We start from the raw sequence: 14,452 nt of genomic DNA, 5'->3' as shown, positions 1-14,452 counted from the left end.
CTGCAATCTCAGGAGGGCTTGTTCAGATAGGGGATGGCCCCGGCAATGTCGGTATCGTCGATCAGGCGGAAATGGCTGACCGAGCCATCCTGCCGCGCCTTGCCAAAAGGCAGGTATTCGGGGTCGCTGGTAAAGGCCAGCGCATCCTCGCGGGATGGAAACTGGATCAGCGCGATCAGGGTCTCATCGGTGGCCTCGCCTTCCAGCGTCTCGATATTGCCGCTGCGCGACAGGTAGCGGCCGTTATGGCGCGCCGCGATGTCATGGACCCGCGCGGCGTAATCGGGAATCCAGGCATCGTCGGTGACTTTCACTTCGGCGATCAGAAAGACGGTCATTCTGGGGTCTCCTCCCTCGAGCCTCTGCCGTGGCCAGCCCGGCCCCGGTCAGCGCCGCCAGCATAAGCGGCGGAATCTGAAACGGGCAATCGGACAATGCGCCGAAGATTCAGGCGATGTCCGGTTTCGTCAGATAAGGGATCGCCCCCGCAATGTCGGTATCGTCGATCAGGCGGTAATGGCAGATCGAGCCCCTGCGCCTCGCCTCGCCATAGGGGACGTATTCCGGGTCACTCATCAGGGCCAGCACGTCATCGCGTGAGGGGAATTCCAGCAGCGCGATCCCGGTCACGTCGCGCGGTTCGCCTTCGAGCGTCTCGATATTGGTGCTGCGCGACAGGTAGCGGCCGTTATGGCGCGCGGCGATCTCATGGACACGCACGACATAGTCGGGCAGCCATGCCTCGTCAGTCACCTTCAGTTCTGCGATCAGATAGACGGTCATGTCGGATCACTCCACCCAAGGGGCTGCGACCCGCTTGGCCGCAGCCGACGCGGTCAGAATAGCAGAACGCAGCCAAGGCGTCCTATCTGACCGATGGGGCAGCGTGCCGAGGCTTACGCCTCGCGTAATACGCGGGGAACCTTGAACTCGACGTTTTCGCGGGCCGTCTCGACCAGTTCCACCGTCACCTCGTAGCGGTCGCGGAAGGCGTCGACGACCTCATCGACCAGAACCTCGGGGGCGCTGGCACCTGCGGTGACGCCGACGGCACGCGCGCCTTCGATGGCCCGCCAGTCGATCTGGTCGGCGCGCATGACAAGCTGGGAATAGGCGCAGCCTGCCGCGGAACCCACCTCAACCAGACGGCGCGAGTTAGAACTGTTGGGCGCGCCGATCACGAACAGCGCATCGATCCGCCCCGCAATCGCCTTGACCGAGGCCTGGCGGTTGGTGGTGGCGTAGCAGATGTCTTCCTTGGCCGGACCGACAATGGCCGGGAAGCGGGTATTCAGGGCCACGACGATGGCGGCGGTGTCATCGACCGACAGCGTGGTTTGGGTGATGAAGGCCAGACGCGCCGGATCGCGGGGCGTGATGCCTGCAACATCCTCAACCGTCTCGACCAGCAAAACCTCGCCCTCGGGCAATTGGCCCATGGTGCCCAGCACCTCGGGGTGACCGGCATGGCCGATCATCACCATCTGCAGACCAGCGGCATGGTGGCGTTCGGCCTCGACATGGACCTTGCTGACAAGGGGGCAGGTCGCGTCGACATAGACCATCTCGCGGCGCTTAGCCTCGGCCGGGACGGCTTTGGGGACGCCGTGGGCGGAAAAGATCACCGGACGGTCCGTCGGGCACTCGTCCAGTTCCTCGACAAAGACCGCGCCCTTGTCGCGCAGGCTGTCCACGACGAACTTGTTATGCACGATCTCGTGGCGGACATAGACGGGGGCGCCCCATTTCTGCAGCGCCATCTCGACGATCTTGATCGCGCGGTCCACGCCCGCGCAGAAACCGCGCGGGGCGGCAAGGTACAGGGTCAAAGGCGGTTTCTTGTCCATGCTCATCACCTAGCCATCCGTCCCGCGCGCCGCAAGATCAGGCGCCGTCGAAGGCGGTCAGGGCGTGGACTTCGTGACCCAGATCCTCAAGCAGCTTGCGCCCGCCCAGTTCCGGCAGGTCGATGACAAAGGCACAGCCGATCACCTCGGCCCCAAGGCGCTCGCAAAGCGAGATCCCCGCCGCGGCCGTGCCGCCCGTGGCCAGCAGGTCGTCGACGATCAGCACCCGGTCGCCGGGCTTCAGCGCGTCGTCGTGGATTTCTACCACTGCCTCGCCATATTCCAGCGCATAGGCCTGGCTGAGCACCGCGCCGGGCAGCTTGCCCTTTTTGCGGATCGGCACGAAGCCCACCGACAGCTGATGCGCCACCGCGCCGCCAAGGATGAAGCCACGCGCCTCAAGCCCCACGACCTTGTTGATCGGCTCGCCCGCATAGGGTGCCAGCAGCTGGTCCACGGCCATGCGGAAACCGCGCGCATCGGCGAAAAGCGTGGTCACGTCGCGAAAGATGATGCCTTCCTTGGGGAAGTCCACGATCGTGCGGATATAGTCGCGGACCTCGCGGGTGTCTCGGCTGCGCTTGGCCGGTTTTTCCATCAGGGGCGCTCCATTTCGAAAGTTTCAGTCGTGGCCGTATAATCCTTGTAGCCAAGCCGGGACAACCAGCCGTGGCGACGCAGGTCGAAGCGGCCATTCACGATGCAGTCCTCGCGCATGTGGATGCCGGTGACGACGCCCAGCACCATGACATTGGCCTCGCCGGCAAGGCGGATGATCCGGGTCATGCGGCATTCAAGCGAGGCGGCGGCGCGCAGGACGCGCGGGCAGTCGATGGTCTCGCATTCGGCGGCCTCGATCCCGGCGGTCTCGAACTCGTTGGCTCCGGCGGGCAGCGCGGCCGAGCTGGCATTGACCTGATCGCGCATCGCGCCATCGGCGATGTTGACGCAAAACACCCGTGTCTCGGCGATCTGGGCCACGCTGTCCTTGGTGCCCGGACGGTCGGGCTTCTGCGAGGTCGAAGCGAACATCACCTGCGGCGGCGTATAGGCCGTCAGGTTGAAGAAGGAATAGGGGGCCAGATTGTCGCCCAGATGGCCGCGGGTCGAGACCCAGCCGATCGGCCGGGGGGCCACGATGGCATTCAGCGGGTTATGGGGCAGGCCATGGCCAGCCTCGGGTCGATAGAACATCGTGCAGCCTCGCATCCGGGGGTGTCGGGTGTCGCGCTTACGTCACGCGACTATGGGAACGCTGTGCCTGCCCGGCAGTTTCCCGTCAAGCATGACCCCAACGGCACGGGTCCTGCCGCGCGCCGGGCAACTTTTTGCGCGCTGCCGGACTTGGGATGTTTTCGCGCGCGCGCATGCATGTTAGGGGGCCGCGAAACACCGCCCCCAACACGCATGCGCGCGCAGTGAATCGGGAGACTCAATGTACGAACTCTGCCCCGAAACTCCCAATGACACGCCCGAAGTCGAGGCGCTGATGGACCTGTGCTTTGCACCGGGCCGGACCGCCCTGTCCTCGTATCGGCTGCGAGACGGCGTGCCCCCGGTCGAGGCGCTGTGCCTTGTCCTGCGGGACGGGTCGGGGGTGCTGCTGGGGGCGATCCGCTACTGGCCGGTGCGGGTGGGGGACAAGCCCGCGCTGCTGCTGGGGCCGGTCTCGGTTCACCCGACCACGCAGGGCGAGGGTCTGGGCGGGCTGTTGATGCGCGAAAGCCTTGGTCGGGCGCGCGAACTGGGTTGGGCGCGGGTGATGCTGGTCGGCGATCTGCCCTATTACCGCCGCTTTGGCTTTTCCAAGCTGGAACGCGTCGAGATGCCGCCCCCCACCAACCCCGACCGGGTGCTGGGACTGGATCTGGTCGATGGCGCATGGCTGGGGGTCGAAGGCCATGTCAGCCGTGAAACCGGCGGCGATGTCGCGGCCGGTCTGGCCGAGATCCGCCGCGATCCCCCCGAAAGCCAGACCTGCGTTGAGATGGACGGCTCTGCCAAGCGCTGAAATCCGCCGGGATGCCGCAGGTCGATGAAACTGAACCAATCGGTTCCTATATGTTTCATCATGGCCCGCCGATTGCGGGCGAACAGGAAAGGCCAAGTGTCCTCAGGATGACCGATCATTCCCCAGTCCCGACCCGTCAGGCGGTGCTGCCGCCGATTACCGATCCGACCGTCCACGCCGAGATCGACCGGCTGGCGCGGCGCTACCTGAATGCAGGCGGCATCGGCATGGAGCTGCTCAGCGCCATCGGCGGCAAGGCCGAAGGGCTGATCGACCGCCTGCCCAAGCCCGTCCGCTCGCGGATGGACCGGCTGACCTATGCCGCGCTGAACCGCGCCTTTGACGCGGCCTCGCGGTCGCGCGGCGTGTTGACCGAGCGTGGCGATTGGTTCAACCGGATGCTGTCGACCACATCCGGCGCGGTCGGCGGTCTGGCCGGTGTCGCCGGGGCGACGCTGGAATTGCCGGTGACGGTGACGCTGCTGCTGCGTGCGATCATGGATATCGCGGCTGAACATGGCTTTGATCCCGACAGCGACATTGCCCGGCGCGAGGCGTTGCAGGTCTTTGCCGCGGCGGGGCCGCTGGCGGCGGATGATGCCGCCGATCTGGGCCTGCTCACTGCCCGCATGACCATTACCGGCCAGACGGTACAGACGCTGATCGCACGGGTTGCGCCAAAGCTGTCGACCTCGCTCGCGCAGAAATTCGCGGCGCAGGCTGTGCCGGTACTGGGCGCGGTGGCGGGGGCGGCAATCAACTATAGCTTCACCCGCTACTATCAGGAAATCGCGCGGGTGAATTTCGGGCTGCTGCGCATCTCGCAGGAAACCGGACTGCCGCGCGAATCCGTGGTCGAGGCGCTGCTTCTGCGCATGGAGCAGATCCGCCCCGGCTCGACCCGCAAGCAGCTGCGCCGGGCCGAGGCCTAGTCCTCGGTCTCGGCTTCCAGTTGCAAGGCGACTGGCCCAGTGTCCAGATGGTCAATACCCAGTGGCGCGCTGGGCCGGGCAAGGCGTGACCGTACGATCCAATGCAGCCGTTCCTGCGCGCGGGTGATCGCCACATAGGTCAGCCGCTTCCACAAAGGCACGCCCGCCTCGGTTCGGCCCGACCATGCGGCGGCGGAAATATCCGGGGCAAAGACCTGCACATCCGGCCATTGCGACCCCTGCGCCTTGTGGATGGTCACCGCAGCGCCATGCAGAAATGTTGCCCCCATGCGCGCGGCAAAGGGGATGAAGGGTTCCTCGACATCGGGGATCTCGATCTTGACGATCGAGGCGGCCGACAGGCGCGGGTCCTCGGCTCCCACAACATGCAGGCGCGAGAAGCCCGGTTTGCGACCCGGTCCCAGATAGATGACCTGCGCCCCCTTGATCAGCCCGCGCGCCTCAAGGTCGATGCGCTTCTTGCGATGCTTCAGGGGCAGTTCCAGCCCGTCGCAGATCAGCGGCTCACCGGGCAGCAACGCATCACCCGGCGCGCCATAGGCCGAACGAAAGGCCTGGATCAGCTTGACGCGGGTGATGTTGCGCCAGACCAGAACCGGGCTAAGCGCCATCAGGTCGCTTTCGACCCGTTCGGCCCAGATCACGCGGTCGTCGCGGCGGGCGGCGTCCTGCACCAAACGTTCGAAGGTCGGGAAGTCGACATCGGGATCGGCCAGCGCATGGGCCAGATCAAGGATCGGGCTGTCGTCGGTCTGGCGATGGATGCGCGACAGTTCCAACCGCTGGGATTTCGCCAGCTTGTCAAAGACCATTTCGCCTGACTGTCCGACGGGTGCCAGCTGGGCCGGATCGCCGAACAGGACAAGGATTGGAAAGATCTCGCGCAGGTCCTCGAACTGGCGCTCATCCAGCATCGAGGCCTCGTCGATCAGCCCGATATCCAGCCCGTCCTCGCGCCGCTTCCAGCCCTGAATGAAATCCGAGCCGCGCAGCCCGGCGGCAGCCAGCGCTCCGGGGATCGAGGCGTGCTGCTGGTAAAAGGCATGGGCGCGGTCCAGCGCGGCATCGGTCAGCCCCTCGATCACGCCCTCGACCTGCGGACGCTCACCCACGCCGGTCAGCCAGTCGGCAATGCGTTCGTAATCCGGGTCGTAGACCGGGGTGTAAAGGATGCGGTGGATGGTCGTTGCGGGCACGCCGCGCATGCGCAGCACGAACGCGGCCTTGTTGGTCGGCGCCAAAATCGCGACGGTGCGCCGTTCCTTGCGCTTGCGGCCTTCGTAATCGCCCGAGACGATATCGACCCCGGCTGCCTTCAGCGCCTTGGTCAGTTCCGCCAGCAGCAGGGTCTTGCCTGACCCGGCCTTGCCGATCACCGCCATGACGCGCCCCTTGCCGGGCGTGGCGGGGACGACCTCCTCGGAAACCAGATCGACGCCCGATTCCTCAAGCATCGCGGCCAGCGTGTCCCAGGCTTCGGCCTGATCGTGGGAAAGGGTGGGCAGGGTCATGCGACCTTGTATCCGCTCGTGTCCAGAGCCGAAAGTCCGTTTCCCGTGCCGGCGTTGCGATATGGGTATTTGGGAAACGGTGAATGGCGGGCCGCGACGCCTGAATTTCACCGTTTCTTAAATACCCCTGCGGCGGTTCAATCCGCGGCAGACTTGCCGATCAGGCGCGGTCATCCTTGGGCGAGTTCATCACGACATGGGTGGTGATTGTCGATATCTGCGGAAAGGCCCCCAGCACTTCGGTGTGGAAGCGGCGATAGGCTTCAAGGTCGCGGACCTCGACCCGCAGCAGGTATTCCACCGATCCGGTGATGTTGTGGCATTCGCGGACCTGCCACGAGGCCAGACAGGCACGCTCGAACGCCTGCTGGGCCTCATTCGAATGGCGCGACAGGCCCACCGTGACATAGGCGGTGAAGCCCGCCTCTCGGGCCGAGGGGTGAATGACCGCGCGGTAGCCGGTGATCGCACCGCGGCGCTCCAGTTCCTGAACCCGGCGCAGGCAGGCCGATGGGGACAGGCCGATTTCGGCGGCGAGCTGCTGATTCGGGATGCGTCCATTGCGGGAAAGGATCTGCAATATCCGTGCGGATATCGCATCGGTGTCGGTATCTGGTTGCATCATATGATTGCTCTGGAAAATCTCTGATCAAAAATTGCAGGCGATTTGTAATAGAATTGCATCTCAACCCAAGAGATCCATCCCATGTCCCAACACGTCCTTCTTGCCCTTGTCGCCTTTGCCTTCGTGACCTCGGTCACGCCGGGGCCGAACAACCTAATGCTGATGGCCTCGGGGGCGAATTTCGGCTTGCGCCGGACGCTGCCGCATATGCTGGGGGTGGCGCTGGGATTCGGGGCGATGGTGGCTCTCCTCGGGCTGGGGATTGCGCAGATCATCACCGCCAACCCGGCCATCGCGCAAGTGATGAAGTGGGTTAGCCTTACCTATGTGTTATGGCTGGCATGGAAGATCGCGGGATCGGCTGCGCCGCAATCCGATTCCGCTGCAAGCACCGCCCGGCCGATGAGCTTTCTGGCGGCCTGCGCCTTTCAATGGGTCAATCCCAAGGCGTGGATGATGGCGCTGGGGGCGCTCTCGGCCTATTCGGCCGGGGCGGGCGGAGAGTTCGCCGTGGCGCTGGTCTTTACGCTGGTCAACCTGCCGTCGGTCGCGATCTGGGCGGCAATGGGGCAGGGGTTGCGCGGCGTCCTGCAAGATCCGCGGCGGCTGCGGTTGTTCAACTGGGCAATGGCCGGGCTGCTGATCCTGTCGGTCCTGCCGGTGATCACCGGGCACTGACCGCGATCAAACCAGCCACGCCCGCCACGACCATGGCCATGCCAACCAGTTGGCGTGGCCTCGTGCCCTCGCGCAGGATGCGACCGGATACCAGTTGCGCCATCAGAACCTCAACCAAGGCCAAGGTTCGCACATTGGCCGCAGCCGTCAGCGCAAAGCCCAGAAACCAGAACAGTGAGGCGAAAGCGCCCAGAAATCCTGCGCGCAGCGAATCCCGCCAGTTGCGGGCAATGCCGGTCAGAGCGCGGCGATCCGCTGCCCCCAGCCAGATCAGCATGATCAGGCTTTGCAGCGACAGGCTGATCAGCAGCACGGTGGCGGCGCGGGTGGCCTGATCCCCGTTCGGCAAGGCAAGGATTCCGCCCCGGAACCCGATCGCCGACAGACCGAACAGCACGCCTGCACCGATGCCGAGAGTGACCGCGCGCCATCCGCCGCCGCGCCAGTCGGTGCCCGAGATCAGCATGACCCCAAGGGTTGCGGTTCCAATCGCGGCCAGCCGCGCCGGGCCCAGCGGCTCGGACAGGATCAGTGCGCCGATCAGCGCCAGCGTCACCGGCTCGGTCTTCAGCAGCGCGGTGGTGACGCCAAAGCCGCGGGTCTTCATCGTCAGCAGCATCAGCGCCGTCGCCGCGATCTGGGCGGTGCTGCCCAGCACCACCCAGCCCAGCACCGTCAGGTCGGGCAGGGGGATCGGCTTCCACAGCGACCACAGCGCCAGAAAGGCCGCCGCGAAGGGCAGGCCAAAGATGAAGCGCACCGCCGTTGCGCCCATCGTGCCGACTTGGGCGGTCAGCCCGCGCTGGGCGGCATTGCGTGCCGTCTGCGCCGCCGAGGCGATCAGCGTGGCCGCAATCCAAAGCATATCAGCCCCGGACCGCTTCCAGCATGCGGTGGACGTTGTCCGGGTCGGCATCGGGGGTGATGCCATGGCCAAGATTGAAGATATGCGGCCCGTTCGAGAAGGCCTGCACGATGCGCCGGGTCTCGGTCGCCAGCGCCTCGCCGCCCGTGACAAGATGCCGCGGATCCAGATTGCCCTGCACGCAGCCGTCCGTCTGAACCTCGGCTGCTGCCCAATCCGCGCTGACGGAATTGTCCAGCGCCACGCAATCGGCCCCGACCGCGCGGGCGAAACCGGCATAGCGGGGGCCAGCCTCGCGCGGGAAGGCGATGATCGGGGTATGGGGGTGCTTGGCCTTCAGCGCGGCGATGATGCGGCGGGCGGGTTCCAGCGCGAAATCGTCGAAATCCTGTCCCTTGAGCGATCCGGCCCAGCTGTCGAACAGCTTGACGACCTCGGCCCCGGCCTCGATCTGGGCCGAGAGGTAGGCGATGGTCGCCTCGGTCACGCGGTCGATCAGGGCCGAGAAGGCGGCGCGGTCCGCAGCCTTGAAGGCATGGGCCGGGCCTTGGTCGGGTGTGCCGCGACCGGCGATCATGTATGTCGCGACCGTCCAAGGAGCGCCCGCAAAGCCGATCAGCGTGGTTTCGCGCGGCAATTCGCGGGCAAGGATGCGGACGGTTTCATAGATCGGGGAAAGCGTCTCGTGGATCGCGTCCACGGGCTTCAGTGCGGCGACTTGATCGGCGTGGGTGATGGTGGACAGGCGCGGCCCTTCGCCGGTCGCGAACCACAGGTCCAGCCCCAGCGCCTGCGGGATCAGCAGGATGTCGGCAAACAGGATCGCCGCGTCGAAACCGTAGCGGCGGATCGGCTGCAGCGTCACTTCGGCGGCCAGATCCGGGTTGTAGCACAGCGACAGGAAGTCACCCGCCTGCGCGCGGGTGGCGCGGTATTCGGGCAGGTAGCGCCCAGCCTGGCGCATCATCCACACCGGAGGGGTAGGCAGGCGTTCGCCCGCAAGGGCGCGCAGGATGGTTTTCTGGGTCATGTTCACCTCGCTCGGGCCTTCATGGCGTGCGTGTCCCCGTTGTCAAGGGCGCGGGCGGGCGCTAAGCCCTTGTGCATGACCCAGATGCCCGACCCCCGGACCCCTTTACGCATCGGCACGCGCGGCTCGGCGCTGGCCTTGGCACAGGCGCATGAAACCCGCGACCGGCTGATGGCGGCGCATGACCTGCCGCTGGATGCATTCGAAATCGTGGTGATCAAGACCACCGGCGACCGCGTGCTGGACCGCCCGCTGAAAGAGATCGGCGGCAAGGGCCTGTTCACGCGCGAGATCGAGGACGCCCTGACCGCGGGCGAAATCGACATCGCCGTGCATTCGATGAAGGATATGCCGACGGTTCAGCCCGATGGCCTGCTGATCGATTGCTACCTGCCGCGCGAGGATGTGCGCGACGCCTTTGTGTCGCGGGATTTTGCCAGCATCGCCGACCTGCCGCAGGGTGCGGTGGTGGGGTCATCCAGCCTGCGCCGTCGGGCGCAATTGGCGGCGCGACGGCCCGACCTGCAACTGGTCGAGTTTCGAGGAAACGTTCAGACACGTCTGAAAAAGCTTGAAGATGGCGTTGCTGTTGCGACCTTTCTTGCCATGGCGGGTCTGGCACGGCTGGGCATGACCCATGTCGCACGCGGCGCGGTTGAGCCTGACGACATGCTGCCCGCCGTGGCACAGGGCTGCATCGGTGTCGAACGTCGCGCCTTGGACGATCGTGCGGCCGCGCTGCTGGCCGCGATCAACCACGCCCCTTCGGCCCTGCGGGTCGAGGCCGAGCGCGCCTTCCTGCGCCGCCTCGACGGCTCGTGCCAGACCCCCATTGCCGGGCTGGCCGAACTGTTCGAGGGTGGGCTGCGCCTGCGCGGAGAGATCCTGCGCCCCGATGGGGGCGAGGTCATTGCCGCCGAGCGCTTCGGTAATCCCGCCGACGGTCCCGCCATGGGCGAGGATCTGGCCAGTGAATTGCTGTCCCGCGCGCCTTCGGACTTTTTCGACTGGAAGCCTGCGTAATCAGCCGGGGGCCAGCCGGTTCACGCATTCCACGGCCCAGCCGCCCGGATGGCGGATGAGGATCGTCAGCGATAGCGGCGCCACCGAGAATGACAGCGCGCTCGGGCCAACCGCCATCGCCAGCGCCGCGCGCACCGTGCCGGCATGGGCGATGATGGCGACGGTTCCGCGCGCCGCGTTCAGAACCGGCTGCACCCGCGCGGCCATGTCCAGAAAACTTTCGCCCTGATCGGGCCGATGGGCGGCCAGCGCCTCTGGTGACAGCTCGCCCAGATCGGGCGCTCCGTCCCGCTCCCACTTGCCGAAATCCTGCTCCCACAGCGCGGGGATGAGTTGCGGCCCGAACCCCATCGCGTCGCAGGTCTGGCGGCAGCGCAGGGCGGGGCTGGACCAGACCTGCTCCGCCTGCAACTGCCCGCGCAACCAGTCCAGCGCCGCCCGGTCCGAGCAATCCGCCGCCACATCCCGCCGTCCCGCCAGCCCCGGTTGGGCCAATGGGGCATGTCGGGCGATCAGCAGGCGGGCGGTCTGGCTCATCTGCATGAGATCGCGCGGCGGCCAGCACAAGTCAACGGCGGGCTTGCCCGACTCAGGGGGCGCGGCGCAGCATCCAGATGCCTTGACGGGGGCGGGCGGGGCCCTCATAAACAGATTAAATGAACACTTGTTCAATAAATGGGAGGGTTGGCGGTTGTTCACTTCGGGGATGGAGTTCGATCTGGGCGAGGACGTGAATGCGCTGCGCGAGATGGTACATCGCTGGGCGCAGGAGCGGCTGAAACCCATTGCCGCCGAGGTTGACCGCCAGAACGCCTTTCCCAACGATCTATGGTCGGAAATGGGCGAGCTGGGCCTGCTGGGCATCACCGTCCCCGAGGAATGGGGTGGGGCGGGCATGGGTTATCTGGCCCATGTCGTCGCGACCGAGGAAATCGCCCGCGCCAGCGCCAGCATCAGCCTGTCCTATGGCGCGCATTCGAATCTGTGCGTGAACCAGATCAAGCTGAACGGCACCGATGAGCAGCGCGCGAAATACCTGCCCGGCCTGTGCAGCGGCAAGACGGTCGGCGCGCTGGCCATGTCCGAGGAAGGCGCGGGCAGCGATGTCGTCTCGATGAAGCTGCGGGCGGAAAAGCGCAATGACCGCTACGTGCTGAACGGCAACAAATACTGGATCACCAACGCGCCCGACGCCGATACGCTGGTCGTCTATGCCAAGACCGACCCGGATGCGGGCAGCAAGGGCATCACCGCATTCATCGTGGAACGTGGCATGGCGGGTTTCTCGACCAGCCCGCATTTCGACAAGCTGGGCATGCGCGGCTCGAATACCGGTGAGTTGATCTTTGAAAACTGCGAAGTGCCGTTCGAAAACGTGCTGGGCGGCGAGGGGCGCGGCGTGCGCGTGCTGATGTCGGGGCTGGATTACGAACGGCTGGTGCTGTCGGGCATCGGGACCGGCATCATGGCCGCCTGCCTGGACGAGGTGATCCCCTATGTCCGCGACCGCAAGCAATTCGGCCAGCCGATCGGATCGTTCCAGCTGATGCAGGGCAAGATCGCCGACATGTATGTCGCGCTGAACACCGCACGGGCCTATGTCTATGAGGTCGCGCGTGCCTGCGATGCGGGCCGCGTCACCCGTCAGGATGCGGCGGGCGCGGTGCTTTACGCCAGCGAGCAGGCCATGGTGCAGGCCCATCAGGCGGTGCAGGCACTGGGCGGCGCGGGCTTCCTGAACGACAGCACCGTCAGCCGCCTGTTCCGCGACGCCAAGCTGATGGAGATCGGCGCCGGCACATCCGAAATCCGCCGCATGCTGATCGGCCGCCAACTGATGGATCTGGCATGAGGGTGCATTTCGCCTTGGTTCTGGCCCTGCTGCCCGTGTCGGCATGGGCGCAGGACGCGCAGGTCGACAAATCCGTGATCGCGGCCTGTTTCGACAAGGCCCCGCCCGGCGCGGTCGATCCCGACTGCATCGGCATGGCCGCCGGGATCTGCGAGGCTAAGGTGGGCTCGACCACCGTCGGTATCAGCAGTTGCGCCATGGCCGAGGCCGCGGAATGGGACACGATCCTGAACCGCGAATATAAGGCGACCCGCGACCAGTTCGCCAAGATTCCCGGCATCGGCGATCAGTTGCAGGCCGCGCAGCGGGGCTGGATCGCGCTGCGCGATGCCGATTGCCAGATCGCCTATGACCGTTTTGAGGGCGGCAGCATGCGCAGCATCGCCTCGGCCAATTGCCGGATGCAGCATACGGCGCACCGTGCCCTTGAACTCAGGAACATGCGGGAACCATGAAGCTTTCATCCAATGCCCTGCCGTCCTCGGATACGTTCCGCGCCAATCGCGAGGCGCATCTGACCGCGCTGTCCACCATCCGCGAGGCCGCGCTGAGTGCGGCGGCGGGGGGCGGTGCCAAGGCGCTGGAACGCCATGTCAGCCGGGGCAAGATGCCGCCGCGCGAAAGGGTGGCGAACCTGCTGGACCCCGGCTCTGCCTTTCTGGAAATCGGCGCAACGGCGGCCCATGGCATGTATGATGACGCGGCCCCCTGTGCCGGGGTGATCGCAGGCATTGGCCGGGTTCATGGTCAGGACGTGATGGTTGTCGCCAATGACGCGACGGTCAAGGGTGGCACCTATTACCCGATGACGGTGAAGAAACACCTGCGCGCGCAAGAGATCGCGCAGGAATGCCATCTGCCCTGCGTCTATCTGGTCGATAGCGGCGGCGCGAACCTGCCCAATCAGGACGAGGTTTTTCCCGACCGCGACCATTTCGGGCGCATCTTCTATAATCAGGCGCAGATGTCGGCCATGGGCATCCCGCAGATTGCGGTGGTCATGGGGTCCTGCACGGCGGGCGGGGCCTATGTCCCGGCCATGTCCGACGTGACCATCATCGTCAAGAATCAGGGCACGATCTTTCTGGCAGGCCCGCCTTTGGTCCGCGCCGCCACCGGCGAGGTGGTCAGCGCCGAGGATCTGGGCGGCGGCGATGTGCATACGCGCCTGTCAGGCGTGGCCGATTATCTGGCCGAGGACGATGCCCATGCCCTTGCCATCGCCCGCCGCGCCATCGGCAACCTGAACCACACCCGGCCGCAAACGGTGCAATGGCAATCACCCGAGGCCCCCGCCTATGACCCGGACGACATCCTCGGCGTGGTCCCCGCCGATCTGCGCACCCCCTATGACATCCGCGAGGTGATCGCCCGCGTCGTCGACGGCTCGCGTTTTGACGAATTCAAGGCCCGCTTCGGCGAGACCTTGGTCACGGGCTTTGCCCATCTCGAAGGCTGCCCCATCGGCATCGTCGCCAATAACGGCGTGATCTTTTCCGAAGCGGCGCAGAAGGGCGCACATTTCATCGAGCTTTGCTCGATGCGGAACATCCCGCTGGTCTTTCTGCAAAACGTCACCGGCTTCATGGTCGGGCGCAAATACGAAAACGAAGGCATTGCGCGCCACGGTGCCAAGATGGTGACGGCGGTGGCGACGACCAATGTGCCGAAAATCACCATGCTGGTGGGCGGCAGCTTCGGCGCGGGGAATTACGGCATGTCGGGCCGCGCCTATTCGCCGCGCTTCCTGTGGACATGGCCGAATTCCCGCATCTCGGTCATGGGGGGCGAACAGGCGGCAGGGGTGCTGGCCACCGTCCGCCGCGACGGTATTGAACGTGCGGGTGGCACATGGTCCCCCGAGGACGAAGCCGAGTTCAAGCGCCCCACCATCGAGATGTTCGAGCGCCAAAGCCACCCGCTTTACGCCTCGGCCCGGCTCTGGGACGACGGGGTGATCGACCCACGCAAGACCCGCGATGTGCTGTCCTTGTCGCTGCGCACCAGCCTGAACGCCCCGATCCAGCCGACCCGCTTCGGCATTTTCAGGATGTGAC

At 65.7% G+C, this 14,452-nt stretch carries 17 protein-coding genes; 7 read left to right on the top strand and 10 right to left on the bottom strand.

All coding sequences use genetic code 11. From position 1 onward, the window contains the following. Positions 1-8: 8 nt before the first annotated feature. The 5 genes from GL300_RS10270 to GL300_RS10250 form a co-directional block, all read right to left on the bottom strand. On the bottom strand, positions 9-338 hold the full coding sequence (locus GL300_RS10270) for a DUF1330 domain-containing protein (protein WP_155039547.1): 330 nt from the start codon (positions 336-338) through the stop codon (positions 9-11). A 109-nt stretch (positions 339-447) separates the two neighbouring features. Then, on the bottom strand, positions 448-783 hold the full coding sequence (locus tag GL300_RS10265) for a DUF1330 domain-containing protein (protein WP_155039546.1): 336 nt from the start codon (positions 781-783) through the stop codon (positions 448-450). A 113-nt stretch (positions 784-896) separates the two neighbouring features. Beyond that, positions 897-1,847: a 4-hydroxy-3-methylbut-2-enyl diphosphate reductase gene (gene ispH / locus GL300_RS10260; protein ID WP_170297654.1), complete on the bottom strand. Its 951-nt coding sequence runs from the start codon at positions 1,845-1,847 to the stop codon at positions 897-899. A 37-nt stretch (positions 1,848-1,884) separates the two neighbouring features. Then, the gene (locus GL300_RS10255) at positions 1,885-2,445 is read right to left on the bottom strand and encodes an adenine phosphoribosyltransferase (RefSeq protein ID WP_155039544.1); all 561 of its coding nucleotides are present in this window, start codon (positions 2,443-2,445) and stop codon (positions 1,885-1,887) included. Further along, on the bottom strand, positions 2,445-3,041 hold the full coding sequence (locus tag GL300_RS10250) for a flavin reductase family protein (protein ID WP_155039543.1): 597 nt from the start codon (positions 3,039-3,041) through the stop codon (positions 2,445-2,447). The genes GL300_RS10255 and GL300_RS10250 overlap by 1 nt, the downstream gene beginning before the upstream one ends. Positions 3,042-3,282: 241 nt before the next feature. On the opposite strand from GL300_RS10250, the gene GL300_RS10245 reads away from it, so the two are divergent. Both GL300_RS10245 and GL300_RS10240 read left to right on the top strand, forming a co-directional pair. Beyond that, positions 3,283-3,858, top strand: coding sequence for a GNAT family N-acetyltransferase (locus GL300_RS10245; RefSeq protein WP_155039542.1), 576 nt, complete (start codon positions 3,283-3,285; stop codon positions 3,856-3,858). Between the two features lie 107 nt (positions 3,859-3,965). After that, on the top strand, positions 3,966-4,790 hold the full coding sequence (locus GL300_RS10240; protein ID WP_155039541.1) for an EcsC family protein: 825 nt from the start codon (positions 3,966-3,968) through the stop codon (positions 4,788-4,790). Here GL300_RS10240 and GL300_RS10235 read toward each other — a convergent pair. After that, on the bottom strand, positions 4,787-6,322 hold the full coding sequence (locus GL300_RS10235; protein ID WP_155039540.1) for an ATP-dependent DNA helicase: 1,536 nt from the start codon (positions 6,320-6,322) through the stop codon (positions 4,787-4,789). The genes GL300_RS10240 and GL300_RS10235 overlap by 4 nt on opposite strands. 160 nt (positions 6,323-6,482) lie before the next feature. Continuing rightward, positions 6,483-6,947 carry an Lrp/AsnC family transcriptional regulator gene (locus tag GL300_RS10230; protein WP_246195144.1) on the bottom strand — a complete coding sequence of 155 codons (465 nt, stop codon included), beginning with the start codon at positions 6,945-6,947 and terminating at the stop codon, positions 6,483-6,485. Between the two features lie 81 nt (positions 6,948-7,028). Between GL300_RS10230 and GL300_RS10225 the strand changes: the two genes are divergently transcribed. Beyond that, complete coding sequence (locus GL300_RS10225; protein WP_155039539.1) at positions 7,029-7,625, top strand: LysE family translocator; 597 nt, start codon at positions 7,029-7,031, stop codon at positions 7,623-7,625. Here the strand turns inward: GL300_RS10225 and GL300_RS10220 are convergent. Together GL300_RS10220 and hemE are read right to left on the bottom strand one after the other, a co-directional pair. Then, the gene (locus tag GL300_RS10220; protein ID WP_155039538.1) at positions 7,612-8,490 is read right to left on the bottom strand and encodes a DMT family transporter; all 879 of its coding nucleotides are present in this window, start codon (positions 8,488-8,490) and stop codon (positions 7,612-7,614) included. The two genes, GL300_RS10225 and GL300_RS10220, sit on opposite strands and share 14 nt — an antisense overlap. Position 8,491: 1 nt before the next feature. Next, positions 8,492-9,520, bottom strand: a complete 1,029-nt coding sequence (gene hemE, locus GL300_RS10215; protein WP_155039537.1) for a uroporphyrinogen decarboxylase — start codon at positions 9,518-9,520, stop codon at positions 8,492-8,494. Between the two features lie 75 nt (positions 9,521-9,595). Between hemE and hemC the strand changes: the two genes are divergently transcribed. After that, positions 9,596-10,543 (top strand): hydroxymethylbilane synthase, encoded by a 948-nt coding sequence (gene hemC, locus GL300_RS10210; RefSeq protein WP_211595032.1) that lies wholly within the window; start codon positions 9,596-9,598, stop codon positions 10,541-10,543. Here the strand turns inward: hemC and GL300_RS10205 are convergent, their stop codons facing one another. Further along, a complete protein-coding gene (locus tag GL300_RS10205) occupies positions 10,544-11,080 on the bottom strand; it encodes a histidine phosphatase family protein (protein ID WP_246195143.1) in 537 nt (178 codons plus the stop codon). It lies immediately after the preceding gene. Positions 11,081-11,249: 169 nt separating this feature from the next. Here GL300_RS10205 and GL300_RS10200 point away from each other — a divergent pair, with 169 nt between their 5' ends. The 3 genes from GL300_RS10200 to GL300_RS10190 are packed head-to-tail and all read left to right on the top strand — an operon-like array spanning position 11,250 to position 14,451. Then, positions 11,250-12,395: an isovaleryl-CoA dehydrogenase gene (locus GL300_RS10200; protein WP_211595042.1), complete on the top strand. Its 1,146-nt coding sequence runs from the start codon at positions 11,250-11,252 to the stop codon at positions 12,393-12,395. Next, a complete protein-coding gene (locus GL300_RS10195; protein ID WP_155039535.1) occupies positions 12,392-12,850 on the top strand; it encodes a lysozyme inhibitor LprI family protein in 459 nt (152 codons plus the stop codon). The genes GL300_RS10200 and GL300_RS10195 overlap by 4 nt, the downstream gene beginning before the upstream one ends. Beyond that, positions 12,847-14,451 (top strand): carboxyl transferase domain-containing protein, encoded by a 1,605-nt coding sequence (locus GL300_RS10190; protein ID WP_155039534.1) that lies wholly within the window; start codon positions 12,847-12,849, stop codon positions 14,449-14,451. The genes GL300_RS10195 and GL300_RS10190 overlap by 4 nt, the downstream gene beginning before the upstream one ends. Position 14,452: the final 1 nt, after the last annotated feature.

The sequence above is a fragment of the Paracoccus litorisediminis genome (assembly GCF_009711205.1).
GTDB lineage: Bacteria > Pseudomonadota > Alphaproteobacteria > Rhodobacterales > Rhodobacteraceae > Paracoccus > Paracoccus litorisediminis.
The sequence above is the reverse complement of the archived record's forward strand: the minus strand, read 5'-3'. Positions and strand labels throughout refer to the sequence as shown.

What these genes read in the sequence shown, in the direction of transcription:
- GL300_RS10235 (WP_155039540.1), bottom strand. Translation starts at nt 6,322, where the DNA reads ATGACCCTGCCCACCCTTTCCCACGATCAGGCCGAAGCCTGGGACACG.
- hemE (WP_155039537.1), bottom strand. Translation starts at nt 9,520, where the DNA reads ATGACCCAGAAAACCATCCTGCGCGCCCTTGCGGGCGAACGCCTGCCT.
- GL300_RS10255 (WP_155039544.1), bottom strand. Translation starts at nt 2,445, where the DNA reads ATGGAAAAACCGGCCAAGCGCAGCCGAGACACCCGCGAGGTCCGCGAC.
- hemC (WP_211595032.1), top strand. Translation starts at nt 9,596, where the DNA reads ATGACCCAGATGCCCGACCCCCGGACCCCTTTACGCATCGGCACGCGC.
- GL300_RS10240 (WP_155039541.1), top strand. Translation starts at nt 3,966, where the DNA reads ATGACCGATCATTCCCCAGTCCCGACCCGTCAGGCGGTGCTGCCGCCG.
- GL300_RS10245 (WP_155039542.1), top strand. Translation starts at nt 3,283, where the DNA reads ATGTACGAACTCTGCCCCGAAACTCCCAATGACACGCCCGAAGTCGAG.
- GL300_RS10200 (WP_211595042.1), top strand. Translation starts at nt 11,250, where the DNA reads ATGGAGTTCGATCTGGGCGAGGACGTGAATGCGCTGCGCGAGATGGTA.
- GL300_RS10270 (WP_155039547.1), bottom strand. Translation starts at nt 338, where the DNA reads ATGACCGTCTTTCTGATCGCCGAAGTGAAAGTCACCGACGATGCCTGG.
- GL300_RS10265 (WP_155039546.1), bottom strand. Translation starts at nt 783, where the DNA reads ATGACCGTCTATCTGATCGCAGAACTGAAGGTGACTGACGAGGCATGG.
- ispH (WP_170297654.1), bottom strand. Translation starts at nt 1,847, where the DNA reads ATGGACAAGAAACCGCCTTTGACCCTGTACCTTGCCGCCCCGCGCGGT.
- GL300_RS10205 (WP_246195143.1), bottom strand. Translation starts at nt 11,080, where the DNA reads ATGAGCCAGACCGCCCGCCTGCTGATCGCCCGACATGCCCCATTGGCC.
- GL300_RS10190 (WP_155039534.1), top strand. Translation starts at nt 12,847, where the DNA reads ATGAAGCTTTCATCCAATGCCCTGCCGTCCTCGGATACGTTCCGCGCC.
- GL300_RS10225 (WP_155039539.1), top strand. Translation starts at nt 7,029, where the DNA reads ATGTCCCAACACGTCCTTCTTGCCCTTGTCGCCTTTGCCTTCGTGACC.
- GL300_RS10220 (WP_155039538.1), bottom strand. Translation starts at nt 8,490, where the DNA reads ATGCTTTGGATTGCGGCCACGCTGATCGCCTCGGCGGCGCAGACGGCA.
- GL300_RS10250 (WP_155039543.1), bottom strand. Translation starts at nt 3,041, where the DNA reads ATGTTCTATCGACCCGAGGCTGGCCATGGCCTGCCCCATAACCCGCTG.
- GL300_RS10230 (WP_246195144.1), bottom strand. Translation starts at nt 6,947, where the DNA reads ATGATGCAACCAGATACCGACACCGATGCGATATCCGCACGGATATTG.
- GL300_RS10195 (WP_155039535.1), top strand. Translation starts at nt 12,392, where the DNA reads ATGAGGGTGCATTTCGCCTTGGTTCTGGCCCTGCTGCCCGTGTCGGCA.